The organism is Clostridium tyrobutyricum DSM 2637 = ATCC 25755 = JCM 11008 (assembly GCF_000359585.1).
Lineage (GTDB): Bacteria > Bacillota > Clostridia > Clostridiales > Clostridiaceae > Clostridium_B > Clostridium_B tyrobutyricum.
In genome coordinates, this window is record NZ_APMH01000012.1 from 1 (window position 1) to 20,539 (window position 20,539).

Annotated in this window: 21 protein-coding genes; all 21 read right to left on the bottom strand. The window is 27.7% G+C overall.

Annotated features, from left to right (window positions below; genetic code table 11):
* Positions 1-12: 12 nt before the first annotated feature.
* The 21 genes from J418_RS0106790 to fliW all read right to left on the bottom strand — a co-directional run bounded on the left by J418_RS0106790 (position 13) and on the right by fliW (position 20,530).
* A complete protein-coding gene (locus J418_RS0106790; protein ID WP_017895192.1) occupies positions 13-192 on the bottom strand; it encodes a hypothetical protein in 180 nt (59 codons plus the stop codon).
* The gene (locus J418_RS0106795) at positions 185-484 is read right to left on the bottom strand and encodes a type II toxin-antitoxin system Phd/YefM family antitoxin (protein ID WP_017895193.1); all 300 of its coding nucleotides are present in this window, start codon (positions 482-484) and stop codon (positions 185-187) included. Before J418_RS0106795 ends, J418_RS0106790 begins: the two co-directional genes overlap by 8 nt.
* 382 nt (positions 485-866) lie before the next feature.
* Entirely contained in the window at positions 867-1,580 is a 714-nt protein-coding gene (locus J418_RS0106800; protein WP_017895194.1) for a hypothetical protein, read from the bottom strand.
* Positions 1,581-1,711: 131 nt separating this feature from the next.
* A complete protein-coding gene (locus J418_RS0106805; RefSeq protein ID WP_017895195.1) occupies positions 1,712-1,954 on the bottom strand; it encodes a hypothetical protein in 243 nt (80 codons plus the stop codon).
* Positions 1,951-3,315 carry a lipopolysaccharide biosynthesis protein RfbH gene (rfbH, locus tag J418_RS0106810; RefSeq protein ID WP_017895196.1) on the bottom strand — a complete coding sequence of 455 codons (1,365 nt, stop codon included), beginning with the start codon at positions 3,313-3,315 and terminating at the stop codon, positions 1,951-1,953. Before rfbH ends, J418_RS0106805 begins: the two co-directional genes overlap by 4 nt.
* A gap of 1 nt (position 3,316) precedes the next feature.
* Positions 3,317-4,411 (bottom strand): CDP-glucose 4,6-dehydratase, encoded by a 1,095-nt coding sequence (rfbG, locus tag J418_RS0106815; RefSeq protein WP_020381127.1) that lies wholly within the window; start codon positions 4,409-4,411, stop codon positions 3,317-3,319.
* A complete protein-coding gene (locus J418_RS15540) occupies positions 4,404-5,318 on the bottom strand; it encodes an SDR family oxidoreductase (protein ID WP_017895198.1) in 915 nt (304 codons plus the stop codon). Before J418_RS15540 ends, rfbG begins: the two co-directional genes overlap by 8 nt.
* Positions 5,319-5,325: 7 nt before the next feature.
* Positions 5,326-5,778 carry a dTDP-4-dehydrorhamnose 3,5-epimerase family protein gene (locus J418_RS0106825; protein WP_017895199.1) on the bottom strand — a complete coding sequence of 151 codons (453 nt, stop codon included), beginning with the start codon at positions 5,776-5,778 and terminating at the stop codon, positions 5,326-5,328.
* 7 nt (positions 5,779-5,785) lie between these two features.
* Entirely contained in the window at positions 5,786-6,559 is a 774-nt protein-coding gene (rfbF, locus tag J418_RS0106830) for a glucose-1-phosphate cytidylyltransferase (RefSeq protein ID WP_017895200.1), read from the bottom strand.
* A gap of 45 nt (positions 6,560-6,604) precedes the next feature.
* Positions 6,605-7,924 carry a glycosyltransferase family 4 protein gene (locus tag J418_RS0106835; RefSeq protein WP_017895201.1) on the bottom strand — a complete coding sequence of 440 codons (1,320 nt, stop codon included), beginning with the start codon at positions 7,922-7,924 and terminating at the stop codon, positions 6,605-6,607.
* Between the two features lie 49 nt (positions 7,925-7,973).
* Positions 7,974-8,996 (bottom strand): radical SAM/SPASM domain-containing protein, encoded by a 1,023-nt coding sequence (locus J418_RS0106840; protein WP_017895202.1) that lies wholly within the window; start codon positions 8,994-8,996, stop codon positions 7,974-7,976.
* Positions 8,997-9,290: 294 nt separating this feature from the next.
* Positions 9,291-13,055, bottom strand: a complete 3,765-nt coding sequence (locus tag J418_RS0106845; protein ID WP_017895203.1) for a glycosyltransferase — start codon at positions 13,053-13,055, stop codon at positions 9,291-9,293.
* A 55-nt stretch (positions 13,056-13,110) separates the two neighbouring features.
* Positions 13,111-14,928, bottom strand: a complete 1,818-nt coding sequence (locus J418_RS0106850) for a glycosyltransferase family 2 protein (protein WP_017895204.1) — start codon at positions 14,926-14,928, stop codon at positions 13,111-13,113.
* Positions 14,929-15,048: 120 nt separating this feature from the next.
* Complete coding sequence (locus tag J418_RS0106855) at positions 15,049-16,227, bottom strand: flagellin N-terminal helical domain-containing protein (protein WP_017895205.1); 1,179 nt, start codon at positions 16,225-16,227, stop codon at positions 15,049-15,051.
* Between the two features lie 209 nt (positions 16,228-16,436).
* Positions 16,437-16,778: a hypothetical protein gene (locus J418_RS0106860; RefSeq protein ID WP_017895206.1), complete on the bottom strand. Its 342-nt coding sequence runs from the start codon at positions 16,776-16,778 to the stop codon at positions 16,437-16,439.
* Between the two features lie 10 nt (positions 16,779-16,788).
* Positions 16,789-18,687, bottom strand: a complete 1,899-nt coding sequence (gene fliD / locus J418_RS0106865; protein ID WP_017895207.1) for a flagellar filament capping protein FliD — start codon at positions 18,685-18,687, stop codon at positions 16,789-16,791.
* Between the two features lie 50 nt (positions 18,688-18,737).
* Complete coding sequence (fliS, locus tag J418_RS0106870; protein ID WP_017895208.1) at positions 18,738-19,118, bottom strand: flagellar export chaperone FliS; 381 nt, start codon at positions 19,116-19,118, stop codon at positions 18,738-18,740.
* A 43-nt stretch (positions 19,119-19,161) separates the two neighbouring features.
* Positions 19,162-19,461 (bottom strand): hypothetical protein, encoded by a 300-nt coding sequence (locus tag J418_RS0106875; RefSeq protein WP_017895209.1) that lies wholly within the window; start codon positions 19,459-19,461, stop codon positions 19,162-19,164.
* Between the two features lie 15 nt (positions 19,462-19,476).
* Positions 19,477-19,851, bottom strand: a complete 375-nt coding sequence (locus J418_RS0106880; protein WP_017895210.1) for a flagellar protein FlaG — start codon at positions 19,849-19,851, stop codon at positions 19,477-19,479.
* Positions 19,852-19,882: 31 nt separating this feature from the next.
* Positions 19,883-20,098 (bottom strand): carbon storage regulator CsrA, encoded by a 216-nt coding sequence (csrA, locus tag J418_RS0106885; RefSeq protein ID WP_017895211.1) that lies wholly within the window; start codon positions 20,096-20,098, stop codon positions 19,883-19,885.
* Complete coding sequence (gene fliW, locus J418_RS0106890) at positions 20,099-20,530, bottom strand: flagellar assembly protein FliW (RefSeq protein ID WP_017895212.1); 432 nt, start codon at positions 20,528-20,530, stop codon at positions 20,099-20,101.
* Between the last annotated feature and the right edge of the window lie 9 nt (positions 20,531-20,539).

A 20,539-nucleotide genomic window follows, 5' to 3' on the forward strand; every position in this document is an offset into this window, starting at 1 on the left:
TACCTTCATTCCTTAACTTCTTTTCTTTACAACCATATAAGTTTTACCCTTGAGTGGTTTTCCTACTTCATCAGCTCTAAATTCTAGATCATCTATTGCTTTATTAACTATTCCAACTATAGAATTATCTAATTTTTTATATTCTTTTATTGCTCCTGCAGCAAATATTACTTCAAACCTTTTGTTATCCATTACGTCTTATATCCTTCCATTTAGCAGATAATTCTGGATTTTTTTCAACTTGGTTAATTCTATCACCTATAATTCTTTCTTCTTCTTTTTCCTCTAATTCAGCAAGTCTTTCATACATTCTCTCAAACTGATCATATGATAGGATTACTGTATCAATGTTACCATTATCAGATATATATATTGGATTTTCTTTTGCTTTTCTTCTATATTGTCCTAATCTTTTAGAAACTACAGAAGATTTTACTATCTGATCTTTGGTTATTTTAGGCTTTGTATCTATAACAGCACTCATCTTAATTCCTCCTTATAACTCACATTAGATTAAGTATAATATATTACGTAACATTTGTCTATAAATTGTTTTATATTGGCATAAACAACTTTAGCAGCAGAACCTAATTTATTATTTTATGGAAAATAACTTCGATAAAATAAAATTAACAGCTTTACTTAAGTCATTAATTTTGTTCCAACTTTTACCTTGATGCTCCACATTGTAAAAGTTTGCTGGAACTTGCTATTATTCTACTTATTTGTATTCGTTCATGGTTTGTTCACGTCCCCCGGTGATCGTTGCGAACAGGGTGAGCTTGCTAAAGGAACCATTATAATACTAAAAAGCAAGCATTTTTTTGTCTTAATTATTGGATCCATTATAACCCATGATTTGGCATTTACTTATGGTTGAAGAAAACATCATATATTTTACTTGATATTAAATCTAAAATAATAGTTGATATTATTCCTATTACTAGTGATATTTTGGAATGAGACTTAATGAAATTAATTATTCTGTCAAATAATATTGGTTTTATACTAGCAAGTTCTCTATCTAACATAATCATATACTTTTCACTATGTACATGATTATTAATCTTATTTCTACATTCATCACAAATAATAGGCTTTTGACAAAAATAGACTACATCTCGCTTATCTCCACACATATCAAAAATACAACCTCTAGTTTCATCATGAACTAAATCATTTCCTGTAATTTGTAATTTATACCTAGTAATATAACGATACATAGTAGTAATCATATAATTAAAAAGGTCTATATGCTTATCTTTTAAAATACAATCTATCTCATAAAATGAAATTACATAAATATTATTATCTTTATCTAATCTTTTTCCAAAATAATTTTTTTCAATCACAGTATCTACAAAACCAATACACATATCAAATTTATTTTTTTCAGATTTTTCACTTAATAATTTCTCCAATGTTTCAAATTTATATCCCCATTCATAATCACACTTAGGTCTATTCATTTTATATATTTCGCATTTAAAAATTTTGCTATTATATTTTTCTAATCTTTTAAATAAATATTCATGACTTTGCTTACCTAATTTTATTATTTTTATTTTAATTTTATCCATATATACACCATTTCCATTTTATATACTCATACATACTGTAAATTCTTTCAATTACGTCATCATTTATGTCATTTTCTGAAAAGCACTTAACCTTATCATATCTATTCTATTTACAAGATACCATACTGTAATTATATTTTTATCTTGCATACCTTTTTCAGCCATACCTTGTTCAATAAGAGAAATATGAACAAAATAATAGCTTTATCACCTCTCATTTGAATCATACATTCAATTTCCTGTCTATCTATAATTTTATCAATCAAATATTCTACTAATTTCTTTGATTTAAGCGATTTATTTATATGTTTTTGATATTCCAAATAATCTTGTAAAGAATAAAAATCCGGATATCTATCTTTTAATTGATTCAAATTTTTTTATTGCTATCATCATGTTTTTTTATAAAATGAGTAAACATCCTGTCAAAAATTTTAATCATGTATTCAATCCTTTGATTATCAATTCCAGGCCATACACCTATCCAAAAAGTGTTTTCCATAATAGTATTTGTATTTTCTAAATTATCTACCACTCTATATTCAATTTTATTTTCTGTAAAAAGAGGTTGTTTGAGTATGTTTCCTGCAAATAAAAGACGTGTTCCTATCTTATTTTTTTCAAGAAATTTTACAACGTCATTTCTATTGAATCCATTGTTTTCCCGCAGTGTTATAGGAAATCCGAACCAACTTGGATCACTATTTTTTTCAGATTGTGGAAGAATCAAATAATCTTCAAATTGATTTAACCCTTCATATAATCTTTTGAAATTTTCTTTCCGTGTTTTTATAAAGTCAGGCAATTTTTTTAGCTGGGATACCCCTAATGCAGCCTGCATATCAGTTACTTTCAGGTTATATCCAAAATGTGAATAGACATATTTATGATCATATCCAAAAGGAAGTTCTCCATGCTGCTGTGAAAAACGATTTCCACAAAAATTATCTTTTCCAGGTGGGCAAATACAATCTCTGCCCCAATCTCTTATAGATCGAATTATGTTATGAAGTTCCAAATTCTTTGTAACTACAGCTCCACCTTCACCCATTGTTATATGATGTGCTGGATAAAAACTATATGTAGATATATGTCCAAAAGTTCCTGTGTATTTTCCATCATACATTGAGCCAAGTGCATCACAGTTATCTTCTACAATCCATAGATTATTCTTTTCAGCAATTTCAACAATTTTATTTAAATTAAATGGATTTCCAAGGGTATGTGCCAAAAATATCGCTCTGGTCTTTGAAGATACTGCTTTTTCAATGTCTTCTGATTTTATATTATAGGTTGATAAATTTACATCAACAAATACAGGCACGAGTTTATTTTGAATTATAGGTGTTATTGTAGTTGGAAAACCAGCCGCCACTGTTATAATTTCATCACCTGGTTTAAGTCTTCTGTCACCAAGTTTACTGGAAGTAAGTGCAGTTATGGCTACTAAATTTGCTGAAGATCCAGAATTGACAAGGGAACAATATTTTGATCCTAAAAATTCAGGAAATTTCTTTTCAAATTCAGAAGCATATCTTCCAGATGTAAGCCACATATCCAAGGAAGAATTTACTAAGGAAGCTATATCATCTTCATTAATTATTTTGCCGGATGCTGGTATATATGTCTCCCCCGGTATAAATTTATCTTTGGAGTTTTTGTTCTCACAAAACTTTCTAACCATGCTTATAATATCATTTCTTGAAGATTTTTCATCAAAACTTAATTTTTCCATTTCATTCACTCCATTTTAAGTTATGTGATAATGCTTTATTTTGATATTTTTCTATCTGAGCAACAGTATAATCATACATATTTTTATTTTCATTTATATAATATTCTTTGTACCAATCCATTGTACTGCCTACAGTTTCCTTTATATTATATACAGGATACCAGTGCAAATATGTATTTGCCTTACTTATATCAAGTTTCAAAAGATTGGCTTCATGCGGCTGACTAGATTTATCTACTACAATTGAGCCTTTTCCAAAGCATTTTGAAGAAAACTTTAAAATATCCTGAACATTCAATACAGAACTTTCATAAGGACCAAAATTCCAGCTTGTGCTATATTTTTTAGCATTTTCGAGCATTAATGCTCCGAGTCTCAAGTAACCTGACAGTGGTTCTAAAACATACTGCCATGGTCTAGTTGCAAGTGGATTTCTTATAATTACAGACTTATCTTCTGATACAGCTCTTATAAAATCAGGTATCAATCTGTCCTTTGCCCAATCTCCACCACCTATTACATTACCTGCTCTTGCAGATGCAAGAGCCTTACAGCTATTATTATAAAAACTTTTCCTGTAAGAAGACACTATGAGTTCAGCACATCCCTTGCTGGAACTATATGGATCATATCCTCCCATAGGATCAGTTTCTCTATAACCATATACCCACTCTTTATTTTCATAACATTTATCTGTAGTTATAACTACAACAGCTTGTACGCTATCTACATTTCTTGCAGCTTCCAGTAAATTAACAGTTCCCATTACATTAGTTGCATAAGTGTCTATGGGATATTTATAAGCCACTCTTACCAAAGGCTGAGCTGCCAAGTGAAAGATTATATCCGGTTTATATTTATTTAATATATTTGATAATCTTGAATAATCTCTTACATCACCATTTATACTTGTAACTTTTTCACTTAAACTGCATATTTTAAACATTGAAGGTTCTGTTGGAGGTTCTAAGGAGTATCCCACAACTTTAGCTCCGAGTTCTTTAAGCCATGTTGAAAGCCAGGAACCTTTAAATCCTGTATGCCCTGTTATAAAAACTGTTTTTCCTCTATATTTATTCTTAAAAATATCATTCATAAGAATTATCCTCACAATTATTGGATTTATATTTATCATACAATTCTTTTATTTCTATAAGTCCATCATGCACATTCACAGGTTTGCATTTTAATTTTTTATATATTTTATCAATTTTGAGTCCTGCGTTAAGTGGCCTTTTCGCAATTTGACCTAAATTTTCAGTTTTTACTGGAACTAGTAAATTTTTATCTAAATTCAGTACTTCAGCTGACTTTACAGCGAACTCGTATCTATTCATAACATCTTTTCCGACTATATTAAATACACCGCAAAGATTATTATCACAGCTTTCTTTAATCATTGAAGCTAAGTTAGGGCAGTATGTAGGACTACTAATCTGGTCAACAGGAACTTTCATAATTTTATTCTCATTAAGATTTTTTATTAATTGCATTATAAAATTTTTAGATTCTAAATTCCATCCATATACAACTGTAGTTCTGACAATCATATAATTACGTATATAGGTCTGTATTACTTTTTCACCTGACAATTTAGTCTTTCCATAGTAATTTATAGGATTTACCTCATCTATTTCACTATAAGGTCCATTCTTACCATCAAATACATATTCAGTAGATATATATATAACTTTACAATTATAAGGTTTAGATATATTTGATATATTTTTTATTCCTTCAACATTTATTTTATAAACATTTTCTTTACTTTCTTCACAATATTCCACATTTGTCAAAGCTGCTGTTATTATAATAATGTTTGGCTTTATTTTTTCAAAAACTTTTTTTATACTTTCTATGTCCGTCACATCTAAATACAATAAATTTGAATTTTCATTTTTGGAATAAGTACCATATGTTTTATATGAACTATCCTTTTTAAAAATTTTATACAATTCATTGCCTAAAAATCCTGATGCTCCTACAATCAATATATTTTTCATTAAATCACTACCTATCCTTTAATGACCAATCATACTTTATTATATTATTTTCATGTGGATCCAATCTTAGCATTTCATCATCTTCATGTATAATATTAATAAGATCAGCAACTATTGCTTCATCAGTACCTACACATTTGAAACCATTCCACACATTTGATGGTATTTGAACAAGGGAATAATTTTTATCTCCCAAGTATATTTCCTGAATCTCACCTTTTGTACTTGAGTTTTTCCTATCATCAAATAATACCAATTTTATCATACCTTTAACTACTGCATAATTCAGTACAGCTTTTTTATGAATATGCCATCCTTTAACAACTCCGGGATATATAGTTGAAAAATATATCTCTCCAAATCCCTTAAATTCATCATCACAGGATTCCTGCATTTTCATTATGCTGCCTCTATCATCTGGTATTTTTCTTAAAGGTTTTACTATTACTCCATTTATCATAATAATTTTACCTCCATATCTTCCATGGTGCTTTTCCAGACTTCCAAAGATTATCGAGTTCTATTTTATCTCTAAGAGTATCCATTGGTTTCCAAAATCCATTGTGCTTATATGCAGTAAGCTGATTCAAATTTGAAAGATTTTCAAGTGGTTCTTTTTCCAAAATTGTATTATCATCATCTATATAGTTGAATATTTCGGGTTCAAATACAAAGAAACCTCCATTAATCCAGCCTCCATCACCAACTGGTTTCTCTAAAAAAGTATCAACTTGTCCATTATTGTCAATATTCAATGCTCCAAATCTTCCAGCAGGCTGTACAGCCGTAACAGTGGCTATTTTATCATGTGATTTATGAAAATTTAAAAGTTCATTTATATCAACATCACCAACTCCATCACCATATGTAAGCATAAAAGTTTCATCACCTATGTATTTTTGAATTTTTCTAAGCCTTCCACCTGTCATGGTGTTCAGCCCTGTGTCAATAAGTGTAACTTTCCAAGGTTCAGCCTTACTATTGTAATATTTTATATTTCCTGAACATAGATCTACTGTAATATCACTCATATGCATATGATAATTAGCAAAATATTCTTTAATCATATATCCTTTATATCCACAACATACTATAAAATCATTTATACCGTAATGAGAATAAATATTCATAATATGCCATATTATAGGTTTACCTCCTATGTCGACCATAGGTTTCGGCTTCAGCATAGTCTCCTCACTTAACCTTGTGCCAAATCCTCCTGCAAGTATGACTGCATACATAGTTATCCTCCTTACATTTTTCTAATGTTTTTATTAAATTAGCTATTATTCATCTATAATTTGAGTCCAATATCTTAATAATTTATCATTTGGAAAATATCTTTGGAAATGATAAATGGAACTTTTATTTTTTTCTTTAAGTATCTGCTTACAGTTATGTATTTTATATTTATTATCCAATACTTTCTCTTTATTATTACTTTTTATAAGTTCTATGCTTTCTTCAAATACTTTTTTATAACTGCCTAAACAAGATAAAAACCATTCTGAGGGTGTATTACCAAGTATATTCTTAAATAAAAATTTTTTCTTGTCTTTCTTCATTACCGAATCATAATTATTATTTAAACTCTCAATCGTATTATTTATGCTGAATTTATTTAAAATATAATTTCTTGCATTATTCCCAATTTTTATACGTTTATCTGTATTTTCATATAAATATCTCATTGCATTACCATAATCTTTTTTGTTATTTACAACAATACCTGTCTCCATATTCTTAACTAAATATTTTTCAGTACATTGCTTCAATACAATTGGCGGTATTCCAGCTGCCATAGCTTCTAATAAAGCATTCTCTGTAGTTCCATAATGATTAGGATTTAATAAATATCCAAAAACACTGAATTTATTCAACTGATTTTGAACATCATTTACATAACCCACAAACTCAAATTTTTTATCAATACTCATCTTCTTTGCTTCATTTAAAATTTTATCTTTATTTTCCGTATCTCCTACCATAATAAATTTTAAATTTGGTATATTTATCTCATTACAGTAATTAATAAATTGTGGATTCAATTTGCAATAATTTAATGTTCCTACATAACCAATGTTAAAATTATTATCATCACTTTGCTGTTTTTTTATAATATTATCAGATCCTCCAGAACTATATACTATATCTGCATTATTGCGTATGAATTCTCTAGAATCTTTATCTTGTAAATAATTATTTTCTAATGAATATGGTGATGTAAATAAAAACCTAGTACAATTTTTCATAAATTTACTTTTTATAAATGGATACGAACAACCTGATATATGACTCCATATAATTAATCTTACTGGTATTTGAGGAAATTCATATAAAAATTTACACATAAGTGGATGATGCCACCATTCTAACTGAACAATATCAGATTTCATTATTTCATTTTTAATTATTTTATTAGATGGTTCTATTAAAACTTTTACATTATTTTTTAAAGCTTGTTTTACGAACTGTAAATTAAGTGGTTTTTCTAATAAAATAATTAAATGCTTATATTCATTATTTACATATGGATTACAAATATTAGAAAGTACTTTTCCCACTCCACCTCCAAGATGTACAGTAATATGAAGTATCTTATACATAAAATATATCTTTCCTTCCATATTCTAAAAATTCTTTAATATAATTAAGTTATAAATTAGATTCATTTAGCTTTTGAATTATACTATTTGAATAACTATCTATATCATCTTCTTTATGATACATACAAATCATATTACCGCATTCTTTACAAACAGGTATAGTGTCTTTTTTTCCTTTTAAATGCAGAATTCTAAGTTGCTTTATTTTATCTCCATTCCAAATATCCTTAACACCAACATGATTAATATTAGCTATTGAAAATTTTAATGGTAATCCTAAAGTTACACAAGGATAAATATTACACTCAACATCTGCATACAAAGAATAAAATAAAAGTGGACAAACTTTACATATTTTAGCTTGCTCATTATACATCGTTTTCCCAGGATCTACTATACCATTACAATCATTTGTTAAGGGTTGACAATCACTTAGATGTTCTATATAAATTTTATCAGATATATTACCAAAAGTGTTATAAAAAGTTGTTTCTTCTCCTTTTTCTAATAATGCATCTATAATTTTTATATAAATTTCACATTTACCTCTATGATTATAAAAATATTGTATATTATCTATAAAATCATCAAAATTTATATTGTATTGAGACACCTCTTTATATTTCTTTTCTGTCAATCCTTCTAAAGAAATTCTAAAACTATCTAATCCAGAGTCTACTAATTCATGGACAATATTATGATTTAAAAGAGTGGCATTCGAATATACTTCAACTCTATCTACCACATTGTTTTGTTTTAAATATCTAATCATATCAGGTAATTTTTTATTAAGAAGTGGCTCTCCCATACCTGAAAAGACAATTAATTTAATTTTTTTTGGAAAACATTTTAACTGTTCAACTAATTTTACAAATAATTCATACTCCATATTTTTGTATTTAAAACCTGTTTCTAAAACTTTACTCTTCTCAACAGAATGTGTGCAAAAAAAGCATTTTAGATTACATATTTGAGAAGGTGAAATTGTCATTCTATATGGTGTATCTAATGGCAACACTTTCCCTAATTGAATCCTTTCTTTGACATATGCTGGACTTACTGTAGCTTTCAAATCATTCATCTCCCCATATTTAAATAACAAAATTTATTTTCTAAAAAATATAATACTAATTCAACTCATAAAAATTTATAATTTCTTAAATAGAACTTATATTCTTCATCCTTAAATTTTAAATTCATTAGTTAAATCTATTTTCTATATTACTTGATTCTTTTAACCACTATAAACATATTATTAGATCAAGCAAATGTAATCCAATCATGCATATGTTTAAAATTATATATATTGCATTTATATAAATTATGCTGATACAAAAAACTATTTATAAATCTAAAATAATCTATTTTAATATCCAACAATTTTTCTATACAATTTAGCAGCTTCAAATACATTATTTACATTAAATTTAGATGCATCAATTATTAATCTCCTATTTTCACTAAAAATAGGAGTTAATGGCTGTAAATTGTAATTATTATATCCTTTAAAAGTTTTATTGTAAAAATAGTTTTCTTCATACCATTTAATTATATTTTTATCTCCAAATTTGAGTATACAATCGTATAATTCTTTTTTCTTTCTAAAAAATGTTTCGTCATTAAATAAGTATTTACAACATGCCTTATAAAAATTTTTCATATTAACATTAAAATCTTTACTATCATTAAAAAATATTTGTTTTGCTAAAATCCCTGTTCTTAAAACTGAAGATTCCTCTCCTGCAAAATATGGTGAAAAAAATTTATTACAATCCATACCCATACTCTTTTCTTTTTCTAATTCAAATTTAGAGTTTATATCATTGAAACTCTTTTTATAAATAAAATTTGGAGCCATTATACCAATACTTCTTTGAGATGATCCACCTATAGTCATAGGCATATTTATATGTATGTATTTCTTTTCAAGATAACAAAACACAATACCCGTATATACATCAGGAGGACTAGCACAAAAAATTTTTTTAGAAATTTTTTTGACTTTTTCAATCAATTCTCTCTTTATAATAGAGTTATAATAAAACATAGGTAAAATACTATATCTTGCTTCAAAATTCAACACAGATTTTAACACTGATTCATCATAATAATTGTATTTAATATTACTCTTTTGACTAGGATATGGAATAAACAAACCATTTTTAATGCTATTTATTTTTACTTCTGGCCATCCATAAGCTATAGGATCCCATGTTATTGATAATGGATTATTAAGTTTTTTTATTATTTTGGGTATAATTTCAAGACAATGTAAAAGTAATCCATCATCAGAACCAATTAAAATCATATAATCTCCATTAGCCTTACTATAAGCAAATTCATAATTTTCTATCATTGCATAATCTTTAGGAGTTCTATAATATTTAATTTTTTTACAATTAAACTCATTCACTAAATTTTTTGTTTCATTATTTCCACGTGAACTATTATCACTTATAATTATTTCATAATTATAATAATTCTGTTTAATACACGTCATTAATGTATATCTTAATACATCTGCAGAATTTCTTGTTGGAATTAAAATACTAATAAAAGGATTTTTACTTAAGTTAACACTATTACTACTTAATTGTTCCATATGTGCTTGTTTTTTCATGAATTTAAATAATGGAAAATTTCTAACTTTCAATTCTATTTTTTCAATTCTATTAAATTCAAATTTTTCACCGAGTAAATATTTTATATATAATTGATATATAATTTTAAAATCATTATTAATATTATTTATCTGTATTCTAGCATTTTTTATATCTTGAATACATAAATATAATATTACATTTAAAGATTTTTTAAGATTTAATTTATTTACATATAAAATCTCATTTTTTAATTCTTTGGTTATATACCGCGAATCTTTTACAACATTAATAAAAGTATCTATATTTTTATTCTTAAGTAATATAGTAAGATATTGTTTTTCAATATATTTATGTTTATTTTTTTCATACACTTGTTTAAGACATTTCTCAGCTTCTTCATTATCTTCTAAATTTAAATATATTCCTTTAAGTGTTTTAAAAATATTAGAATTATATTTATTACAAATATAAAATAATTTATCTTTTATATTTTCCAGTAAATACTTTTTTTCTTCATCATACACATTTTTATCAATTATATTACACAACAAAGCAGCTTTATTATTCCATGAATTTTCTATTAAAAAATTTTTAATTTTATTTTGATCAATTTTTAGATCAAGACATTTTTTAATAGCACTATTAAAGCTTTCTTTTGTATTTGCAATATATGTATATATTTTACCTATAGCTGATTCTGGCATAAAAGTAGTTATTACTGGTAAGCCACAAGCTATATATTCATATTGTTTTATAGGATCACAGTTTATAATTAAATCTGTATCATCTTTGAATGGTATAATTCCAATTTGCGAATGTCTTAAGTATTTTTTTAAATCACTATGCTTTTTAGCACCAAGCAAGTAGAGATTATTACATTTTTCTTTTAAAATTTTGTTATTACCAAATCCTATTACTACAAATGACTTATCTGGATTAGATCTTACTACATTATAAAAAAGTTCTTTATCAAACCAATCATAAATTGCTCCTGTATAAACTATTCGTGGTTCTGGTATATCTTTTAAGTCTTCTGGAATTTTTTCATTTTCATTTATAATAAAGTCGGATTCATTTACTGCATTTCTTGATAAATATACTTTTTTTCTTCCTTCTATAGAAACTCTTTGAAGATATAATGAAATTGCAGTTGTAGTTATTCCATCAGAAATATCCATTAATTCTTGTTCCCAAACTACATCTTTTTTATTTCCCCAAAAAGCATATTTTAAATCTGTATGATCATCAACACACTCATATATAACTTTAAATTTTCCATTAAGATTTTTAATTACATTTACTTGATATGGCATATATGCAATTATTGTAACTTCATTATTAGAATTATTAATAAAATACTGAACTAATTCTGTATAACTACCATACAAGAATTGATTTTCATAGTTTACATTTAATGGTTGATAAATTTTTACTCCTTCAACCATTTTTTTATTACTAATAATATATTGAAGAATTGAATTTAATTTAATTTGTTTCGTATTAGCACTAACATTTATACTTGGAGGTATATAAATCACATCATGTCCAAATTTCACTAATGATTTTGAAATATGATGCATTCTCTGTAATATTTCTGTAAATCCACATGATGATAAAATTATAAAAGTTTTTTTAGGAGAATTTTTTACACACTTTTTTATCTTCAATAAACTATTGTTGTTTAAATAAATGCTATCTAATCTTCCTTTTATAAGCTGACTATTGTTATACTTTTCAGCTAATCCATAGTATATTGCTGAATCACTATATCTAGACATTTTTTCATAGACATAAGCTAAATTGTAAATCAAATCAAAATTATTATCATATAATTTAATTCCTTCCTTTAAAATACTTTCCGCATCACTTAATCTATTTTCAGTAATAGCAATAATTGCTCCCATAGAATATATATCTACATCATCTTTTACTATTTCTTCATATTCATCTATTATACTTTTAGCTTCATCTAGTTTATTTTCATTTATAAGTTGTTCTATAGTTTTCTTAACCTGTTTCTTATACTGTTCAAATTCATCATTAGATCGGGATTTATTTTTTTCATTTACTTTTAATTCAGTTTTTAGAGCTTCTGCCACATTTTTTACTATTTCCCCAGCATTTAAATCCTTTACTGAAATTCTACCAAGATTATTTAATATATCTTCACTTTCAACATCATTTTTCTCACAAATATCTATAAAAATAAACGGCTTATTATATTCTTCTACTAACATTAAGTCATTTTTATGGAAACATACTACGCAATTACTGTCATTTATCAATTCAACCTTTTTGGAATAGTCCTGTCCAATTTCAATATTTCTAATATTTTCATCATAAAAAGCATTAGAAAATTTCATAGCAAATTCAATAGACTGCTCACTATCTCCAGTTACTGAAATTTCATATCCTTTATTTATTAGAATTTGCATTGAAATCTGAAGTTGTTCATCTATTTTAGATAAATATTCATTATCATTTTTAAAAATGTCATCGTTGAACATCAATAATAATTTATTTTTCATTAATATACTCCTCTAAATAAATTCATTATATTTGTCGAATTTAATTTCAACTTCTTTATACTTTAATCCAATTTAGAATCTCAAAGGCATCATTTTCATTGTATCCCATTTCAATAGCTCTTTGAATATAAATATATGCTTTTTTATAATTTCTCAATTTATAGCTACAATATCCTATATTCATTAAAGTGTTTTTATTTTCATTAAAATCATTATAACTTTTATAGTACTGTAAAGCTTGCTCATATAATAGATTGTTCATAAATACCGCACCTATTTTGTTATCTATATTGATACTAAATCTATTACTTAATTTTAAATATTTATTTAATACATTACTATTATCAAGTAAAATTAATTCTCTTAATATAGAAATATAATCTTCTATATCTTCTTTATAAATAACATTTTCTTCATCTATATAATTTTTAAGTATCCTTTTAAGGGATGGTCTTACCATATCTGACAAATACTTAATTCTATCTACATTATTTAAGAGCATAGAACTTATTATTGAAAAGAGTGCATCTGAATTTTCATATTTATTGGAATAGGCCTTTAAAAATAACTTAAATGCTGTTTCATATTTTTTCTCTGAAAGTAACATAAATATCATAGAAATATCTTCATTTTTAAATTTTCTATACCATATATTTGTATAATAGGCCAATACTCCTCTTGGTTTTATTCTGACCAGCTGATCCACAATAAAATGAATATCTTTTTCACTATTTATATCATATATACTATTTAAAAATAAAATTATATCCTCAGTTTTTTCTTTTTTAATTAAATTATATAATGACTCAAAAGTATCTTTGCTATATTTATTAAATTCTAAACTTTTAAAGAAATACTCTATTGCCTTTTCTTCGCAATTTTTCAAATTATATATGAAACCTATTTTTTCATATACAGTGGATATTATTCCCGTAACTAGATTTACCTCTATTCCTTTATATGAACTATTATATTTTACAGTTAGCAGGAAATTATTTAATGCCTCTTCAAATCGCTTTTCATCTATTAGAAAAAATGCATAGCTACAATAAAAATTAGGATGATTAGGAAACGTTCTTATGCCATATTTTATCTTATCCTCTATTTCTTTTTTTGGTTTTTTCAACTTCCACATACTATCTATTATTACTTTTAAAATTCTACTTTGATAGCCAACTAATTTGATATCACTATTCATATGAAGTTCAGCATATTTTAATGCATTTTCATAGTCTCCTAATGAAAAATAGCAATCGCAAAAATATCTATATAAATTTTTATTATTTACTTGTTTATTTGCTTCTCTTTTTAATAGTTTTAGATTTCTTCGTGCTTTAATTTTACTTATACTCTGAGCATAACCTGTATGATAAATTTTCAATTCATCGTAATATGATATTAATTCTAAATTACCGTGTTCTTTTGATAAAGTTTCATGTATACTGTTCTTATATCTTATATTTATATTATTTCTAAAAATTCTTATCTGCATAAATGTATCTATTATTTTTTTTTCACAATCATCTATATCTATTAATTTACAACCGACAGCATCATATTCTTTATTATTTATTGATTTTAATATATTTTCTATCTTATATGACGAATCTTTATCAAAATACTCATCTGCATCTAGAAATATAATCCATTCACCTATTGCCTTATCTATAGCATAATTTTTTGCTGCTGCAAAATCATCAATCCATTTAAAGTCATAAACTTTTGCCCCTAATTTTTTAGCTAAATAAACAGTATTATCTTCTGAACCTGTATCAACAACAACTATTTCATCTACTATCTTTTTATAGCTATTTATACACTTTTCTATATTTTTTTCTTCATTTTTACATATCATACAAGCCGATATTTTCATAAGCACTTTCTCCTTGTAAAATCATATATTATCTTTATACAAAATTAAGCTAATATAAATTCTCTATAAAAATAATATTGGTTAATATAAAAGGATAGGTTTCCCTATCCTTTTAATAAACTATCTTAACAATTGAAGAACCTGCTGTGGTTGCTGATTTGCTTGAGCAAGCATTGCCTGAGCAGCCTGAGAAAGAATGTTATTCTTTGAGTACTCAGACATTTCTGATGCCATATCAACATCTCTTATTCTTGATTCAGCAGAAGTCAAGTTTTCTGATGAAGTTCCTAAGTTATTTATTGTATGTTCCAATCTATTCTGATAAGCACCAAGTTTTGATCTTTGAGTTGAAACTGTCTCTATAGCATTATTAATTTGTGTAATTGCTCCAGTAGCTTTTGAGGCTGTAGAAATATCCAAAGCTTTGCCAGAAGTATTTCTTACACCAATATCTGTAGCTTTCATTGAATTAATTCCTATAAGCATATTTTGTCCACTATTTGCACCGATCTGCATACTCAATGCTTTTTTTACATCTGTTTCCTGATCGACTTTACCTTTTACGGAAATAGTAATACTTTCGCCTGATGCTAAAGCACTTAATCCATCACCTTCCAAGTTTATAGCTTTAGTATCATAAGTTAATGAACCATCTGCTAATGCTCCTAATGAAGGCTCTGATCCACCAACTAAAGCAACATCATAATCTGTTGAAGCAAATGTAGCTCCTGCCGTTCCTTGTGTTCTCGTAATTGTAACTGTAAAACTATCAGCAATTCCTGTTGCAGATGTAGTTGAGAAATTTGATGCAAGTGATATATTTGCAGAAGTATTTAATTGTACCGAAGCATCTGCATCTTTAGCATCAACAAGACCTACTTTACTTCCATCTAATAATTTTTGAGTGTTAAATTCTGTAGTATTAGCTATTCTATCTATTTCATCTGTTAATTGGTTAACTTCATCTTGAATAGCACTTCTATCAGTTGTAGTATTTGTATCATTTGATGATTGAACAGCAAGTGTTCTCATTCTCTGAAGTATGCTGTGAGTTTCGTTTAATGCACCTTCAGCAGTCTGTATAAGTGATATTGAATCCTGTGCATTACTTGATGCCTGATTCAAACCATTTATCTGTCCTCTCATTTTTTCTGATATTGCTAGTCCTGCTGCATCGTCTCCAGCTCTGTTTATTCTAAGACCTGAAGAAAGTTTTTCCATTGCCTTTGATGCATTATTTGAATTGACGTTCATATTTCTTAATGCATTGTTTGCCATAAGATTGTGATTTATTATCATAAGTTTGTTCCTCCTTGAGTTTTGTATTGGACATCCTTGTCCATATTTTTATTTATAATTAAGCTTTAAGCTAATTACATTTAATTTATCGCCTATCTTTATTTAAACTTTACACCTATTTTATAAATTTATTTTTTATTTTTAGTTATTATTTATTAATAACTTATATTAAGTATATCGAATATATGACATTACACTTTATATATTTTTTATATTTTTTTACTGAATATCTTAGCTGAACTTCCTATATTGCCATAGGCACTGCTGGCAGTCTTGTTTACAGATATATTTTTAAGCTTTTTCTTTATCAATAGTGCCTTATTTTTCATAAGTTCCTGTGCTTGCTCTTCAATTTCTCTTATATGCATTTTCTCATAAATTTTCTTAGTTTGAGATTTTTTGTTAATCTCCAAGATTAGTTCATTTAAAATGCACTGTCTTTTCTCCATTTCATCTTTAAGAAAATCAAATTTTTCTTTTTTAAGAAGTTCTATAATATACTCAGTACACTTCTTGTAATCTAATAATATTTCTTCAACAGTTCTACTCATTTAAAACTCCTTAACTAAGGTACATTGAAAGAGTCGATTGTTGTGCATTTAATGTTTCCATTGCAGTTTCCAATTGTGTAAACTGGTTATAGTACTTAGTTTGGTCATCATTCATTCTGTCAGTTAATGTACTTATAAGAAGCTGCTGCTGATATATCTGATCGGGAAGTGTTCCTGTACCACCACCACCTGAAATACTATAGTCATCTTGAAGATTGGCATATTTAGTAAGTGTGCCACTGTTATAAGTACTTCCTATTACCCCTACATTACTCGTAATTATATTGCTTATTCTCTGAAAAATCCCCGATTGATTAAATTTATCAGTTGAATTTTTACTATCAGAGGTTGTTGTAAAAAGTTTCATTATTTCATCTGCATGATTGGTAAGTGCATCTGTAAATTTAGCATCATCAACTATGCTAAGCTTTCCTCCCTGAGTAACATCGTCTGATGTATCTATTCCTATGGAATTTGAGCCTATATTCCCAAAATATAACGTAGAAACATTTTTATTATTGCTGCCTAGAACGGGACTACTAAATGCACTAGTAAGATCATTCAGCAATTGTTCCAAATTGTCATCATTTCTGAGTATGCCTTCCTTGGCTTTAGTCTCCCAGTTTGTTATATCCGTATCACTCATACTGCTTTTCTGTGAATCTGTAAGAGGTGAATAATCATAATCTTTTTTCTCAGAAAGTTTGTCCTGTATTTCTCCAATTAGATTATTGTATTTGTCTATGAAATTTGTAATAAGATCATGTACTTTTGAAGTATCCTGAGTTACTGATATACTGACAGGATCAGTGGTTTCTTCAGTAATACTGTAGCTGACTCCATTTATAGTAAAATTATTTGAACTCTGTGTAGTATCAATATATTCGCTGGAACCTGGTTCTTTTATGCTAACTTTTGCATCAGTACCAGTTGCGGTTTTACCTGTCTCTAATCCTAGTTTATTTAAGATACCGGTATCACCAGTAACAGAAAGTGCTGCACTGCTTCCTGTAGCTGCTGTCTGAATAGAGAATTGTCCTGTAAGCTCATTAAATCTTGCAGTGACTTTACCATCTGTTCCATTTTTTATAGAATCTACAAGATCCTGAATAGTAGATGAATCAGTTACAGTAATATCAAAAGATGAACCATTTAAAGTTAAAGAATAAGTATTAGCATCAATTCCTAATTCAGTCAATTTAGTATTTGAATTGGAAGACGCTGATATTAAATTTTTAGACTTTTCTCCTATATCGTCTATATCTGACGAAGACATTGATATAGTGTTTTCTGATGTTGAAGTAAATTTTATATAATCTTTTCCATCAGATGTTACCAAAGAAGCTGTTACTTTTCCACTCAAATCTGAGGATTTTATACTACTATTAATTTTATCTACCAACTCTGATGCCGAAGTCGATGAATCATCTAAAGTTATAGGAGTACTATTAAAAGTTATACTTCCACCTTTCCATCCAGATACATCACTTACTAAATATTGATTTCCAGAAATAGTGGCTGCCTGTGCCAGCTGATCTACTTTTATCTTATATGTCCCTGCAACTGACGTTGCTGATGCCTTTGCACTAGCTATAGTAGCATCTGAACTTGCTGCCGTCATATTATTGTAACTATTTGAAGATAATAGATAATTAGAACTGTTTGTAACATCAAAATAGGCATTCTGAAGATCTTTTACATCCTTTATTATGCTCTGATATGCTTCCTGCCTCCACTGAATAAGCTGCTGTTGCTTCTTTGCATTATCCACCTTGGTCTGATCTGCTGTAAGCATCTTCTTTACCATTGCATCTACATCAAGACCTGTGTTAAGTCCCGTAATTCTAAGCATGTTTCCACCACCGGCACCGGTTGTACCTACTGGCATGCTGCTTGTACTATCTGCCATGTTTATACCTCCCTTTTTTCAATTCACAATTGTTAATTCTTAACTGTGAATTATTTCTTTGAAACCTTGTATGCCTGTTCCCAGGTATCTTTCACATTTTCTATTAGTGGCATTACTTCATCCATTATAGCTGCATCTTTGTTCATATTGGCATCTGTAAGTCTTCTCACTATAAAGTCATATACACTCATAAGGGATTGTCCCCAATTTCCTGCTTTGGACACATCAAGTGTTGCTATGAGTTCATAAAATATATTTTCAGCCTTTACTATATTTTCGTGTGCTTTGTTTATATCTTTATCAAGTATTGCCTGTCTTCCTATCTTGGCAAATCTAACTGCACCATCTACCAGCATTAAGAGCAGCTGATCCTTTGATGCATAATTTACACTGTTGTTCCTATATGTGCTATAACCATTGGCTGCATACATATATTAGGCCTCCTTTTTTCAATTCGCAATTGTGAATTGTGAATCATTTCTTAACGTCCAGTATATTTCCTCTTTTATCGTCTTTTGAAATAGTTTCTCCTTCTCCCTTGAAGGCATTTACTTTTACTTCTTCCACTTTACTAGCCTCTACAAAAATACGCTTTTTATTTTTGCCTTTATATTTGCTTAGTTCTTTTTCAAAATCTCCATGTTTGTCCTTGCCTCTGTCCTTGTAGTCTTTGTTTATGACTATTCCAGTTTTATTGTGAACTTTTCCTGCACTTGTAGTTTCTTTTATTCTCTGTCTTACATCAGGGTCTATCTTATTTAATCTGAATTCCATAATAAATTCCCCCAATCAAGCTTTCTTGTCCATAAAAAAACCGGACAGTTCACAAAATTTTTCCACCATGTCTATTAATTTTTTTGGAGGTACTTCACGCACTACCTTGTTTGTGTCATCATCTACTACCTGTACTACTACGTCATTGAATTTTCCATATATCTCAAATTTAAGATGTGTCTGTGTATCATCCAGTATTTTATTTGCATGATCCACAGCATCTTTTGTACTTTTAGCCGTTGTATTTTTTCCATCTCTGTTTTGTAATGCCTTCTGATCCACATTAATATTATTTGTTGAGGATATATCCCCTGAAACTTTAGCAGTTTCAATAGATGCATTTAATTCCAAAGGCTGTCGTCCTCCTTGACTCATACCCATAACTTCCATGCTAAACACCTCTTTTATAATTTACACTATTCTATTTTTTAAATTTCTTTAATACGCTCATATCCCTTGCAAGAGCATTTTTATTTTCCATTTCCACTTCTTTGTAAAGTTCTTTTCTAAGTATCTTTACACTTTTAGGTGCAGATATGGATAACTTTACCGTACCGTCTTCAATTCTTGAAACTGTTATCTCTATATCATCACCTATGAGAAGTGATTCTCCTTTTTTCCTGCTTATTACCAACAATTAAACTTCCCCCTTAAACAGTGGGTATTTTATTGGATAATCTACATTATCCAGTATTAATTGTTCCCCAATCTTGTCATTTGTATTTATAACTATGGGAGCTTTCAAGTTAATTGTTATATTTTCAAGTTTTGAATTCAGGGTTACTGTATTTACTACAAGTACATCCTTGTTATCCTTTATATTCAGTTCAGACATCTTGTCATCATCTATATCAAATTCATAGTTTTTACATGCATTGAATGGTGAAGCTACTACAATGCCTATATCTGTATCTTCAATTGATTGAAGTATACCAAAAAGACTGTTCTCCTCTGCAGGTACTAAAATAAATTTCTCTAATTTATCAAAACCAGGAATTCCCTTTTTAAAAATTATTACATCTTTTTCTTCATAATTGAGAACTCCATGGTATTTTGTTTTTAACTCCATAATTTACTC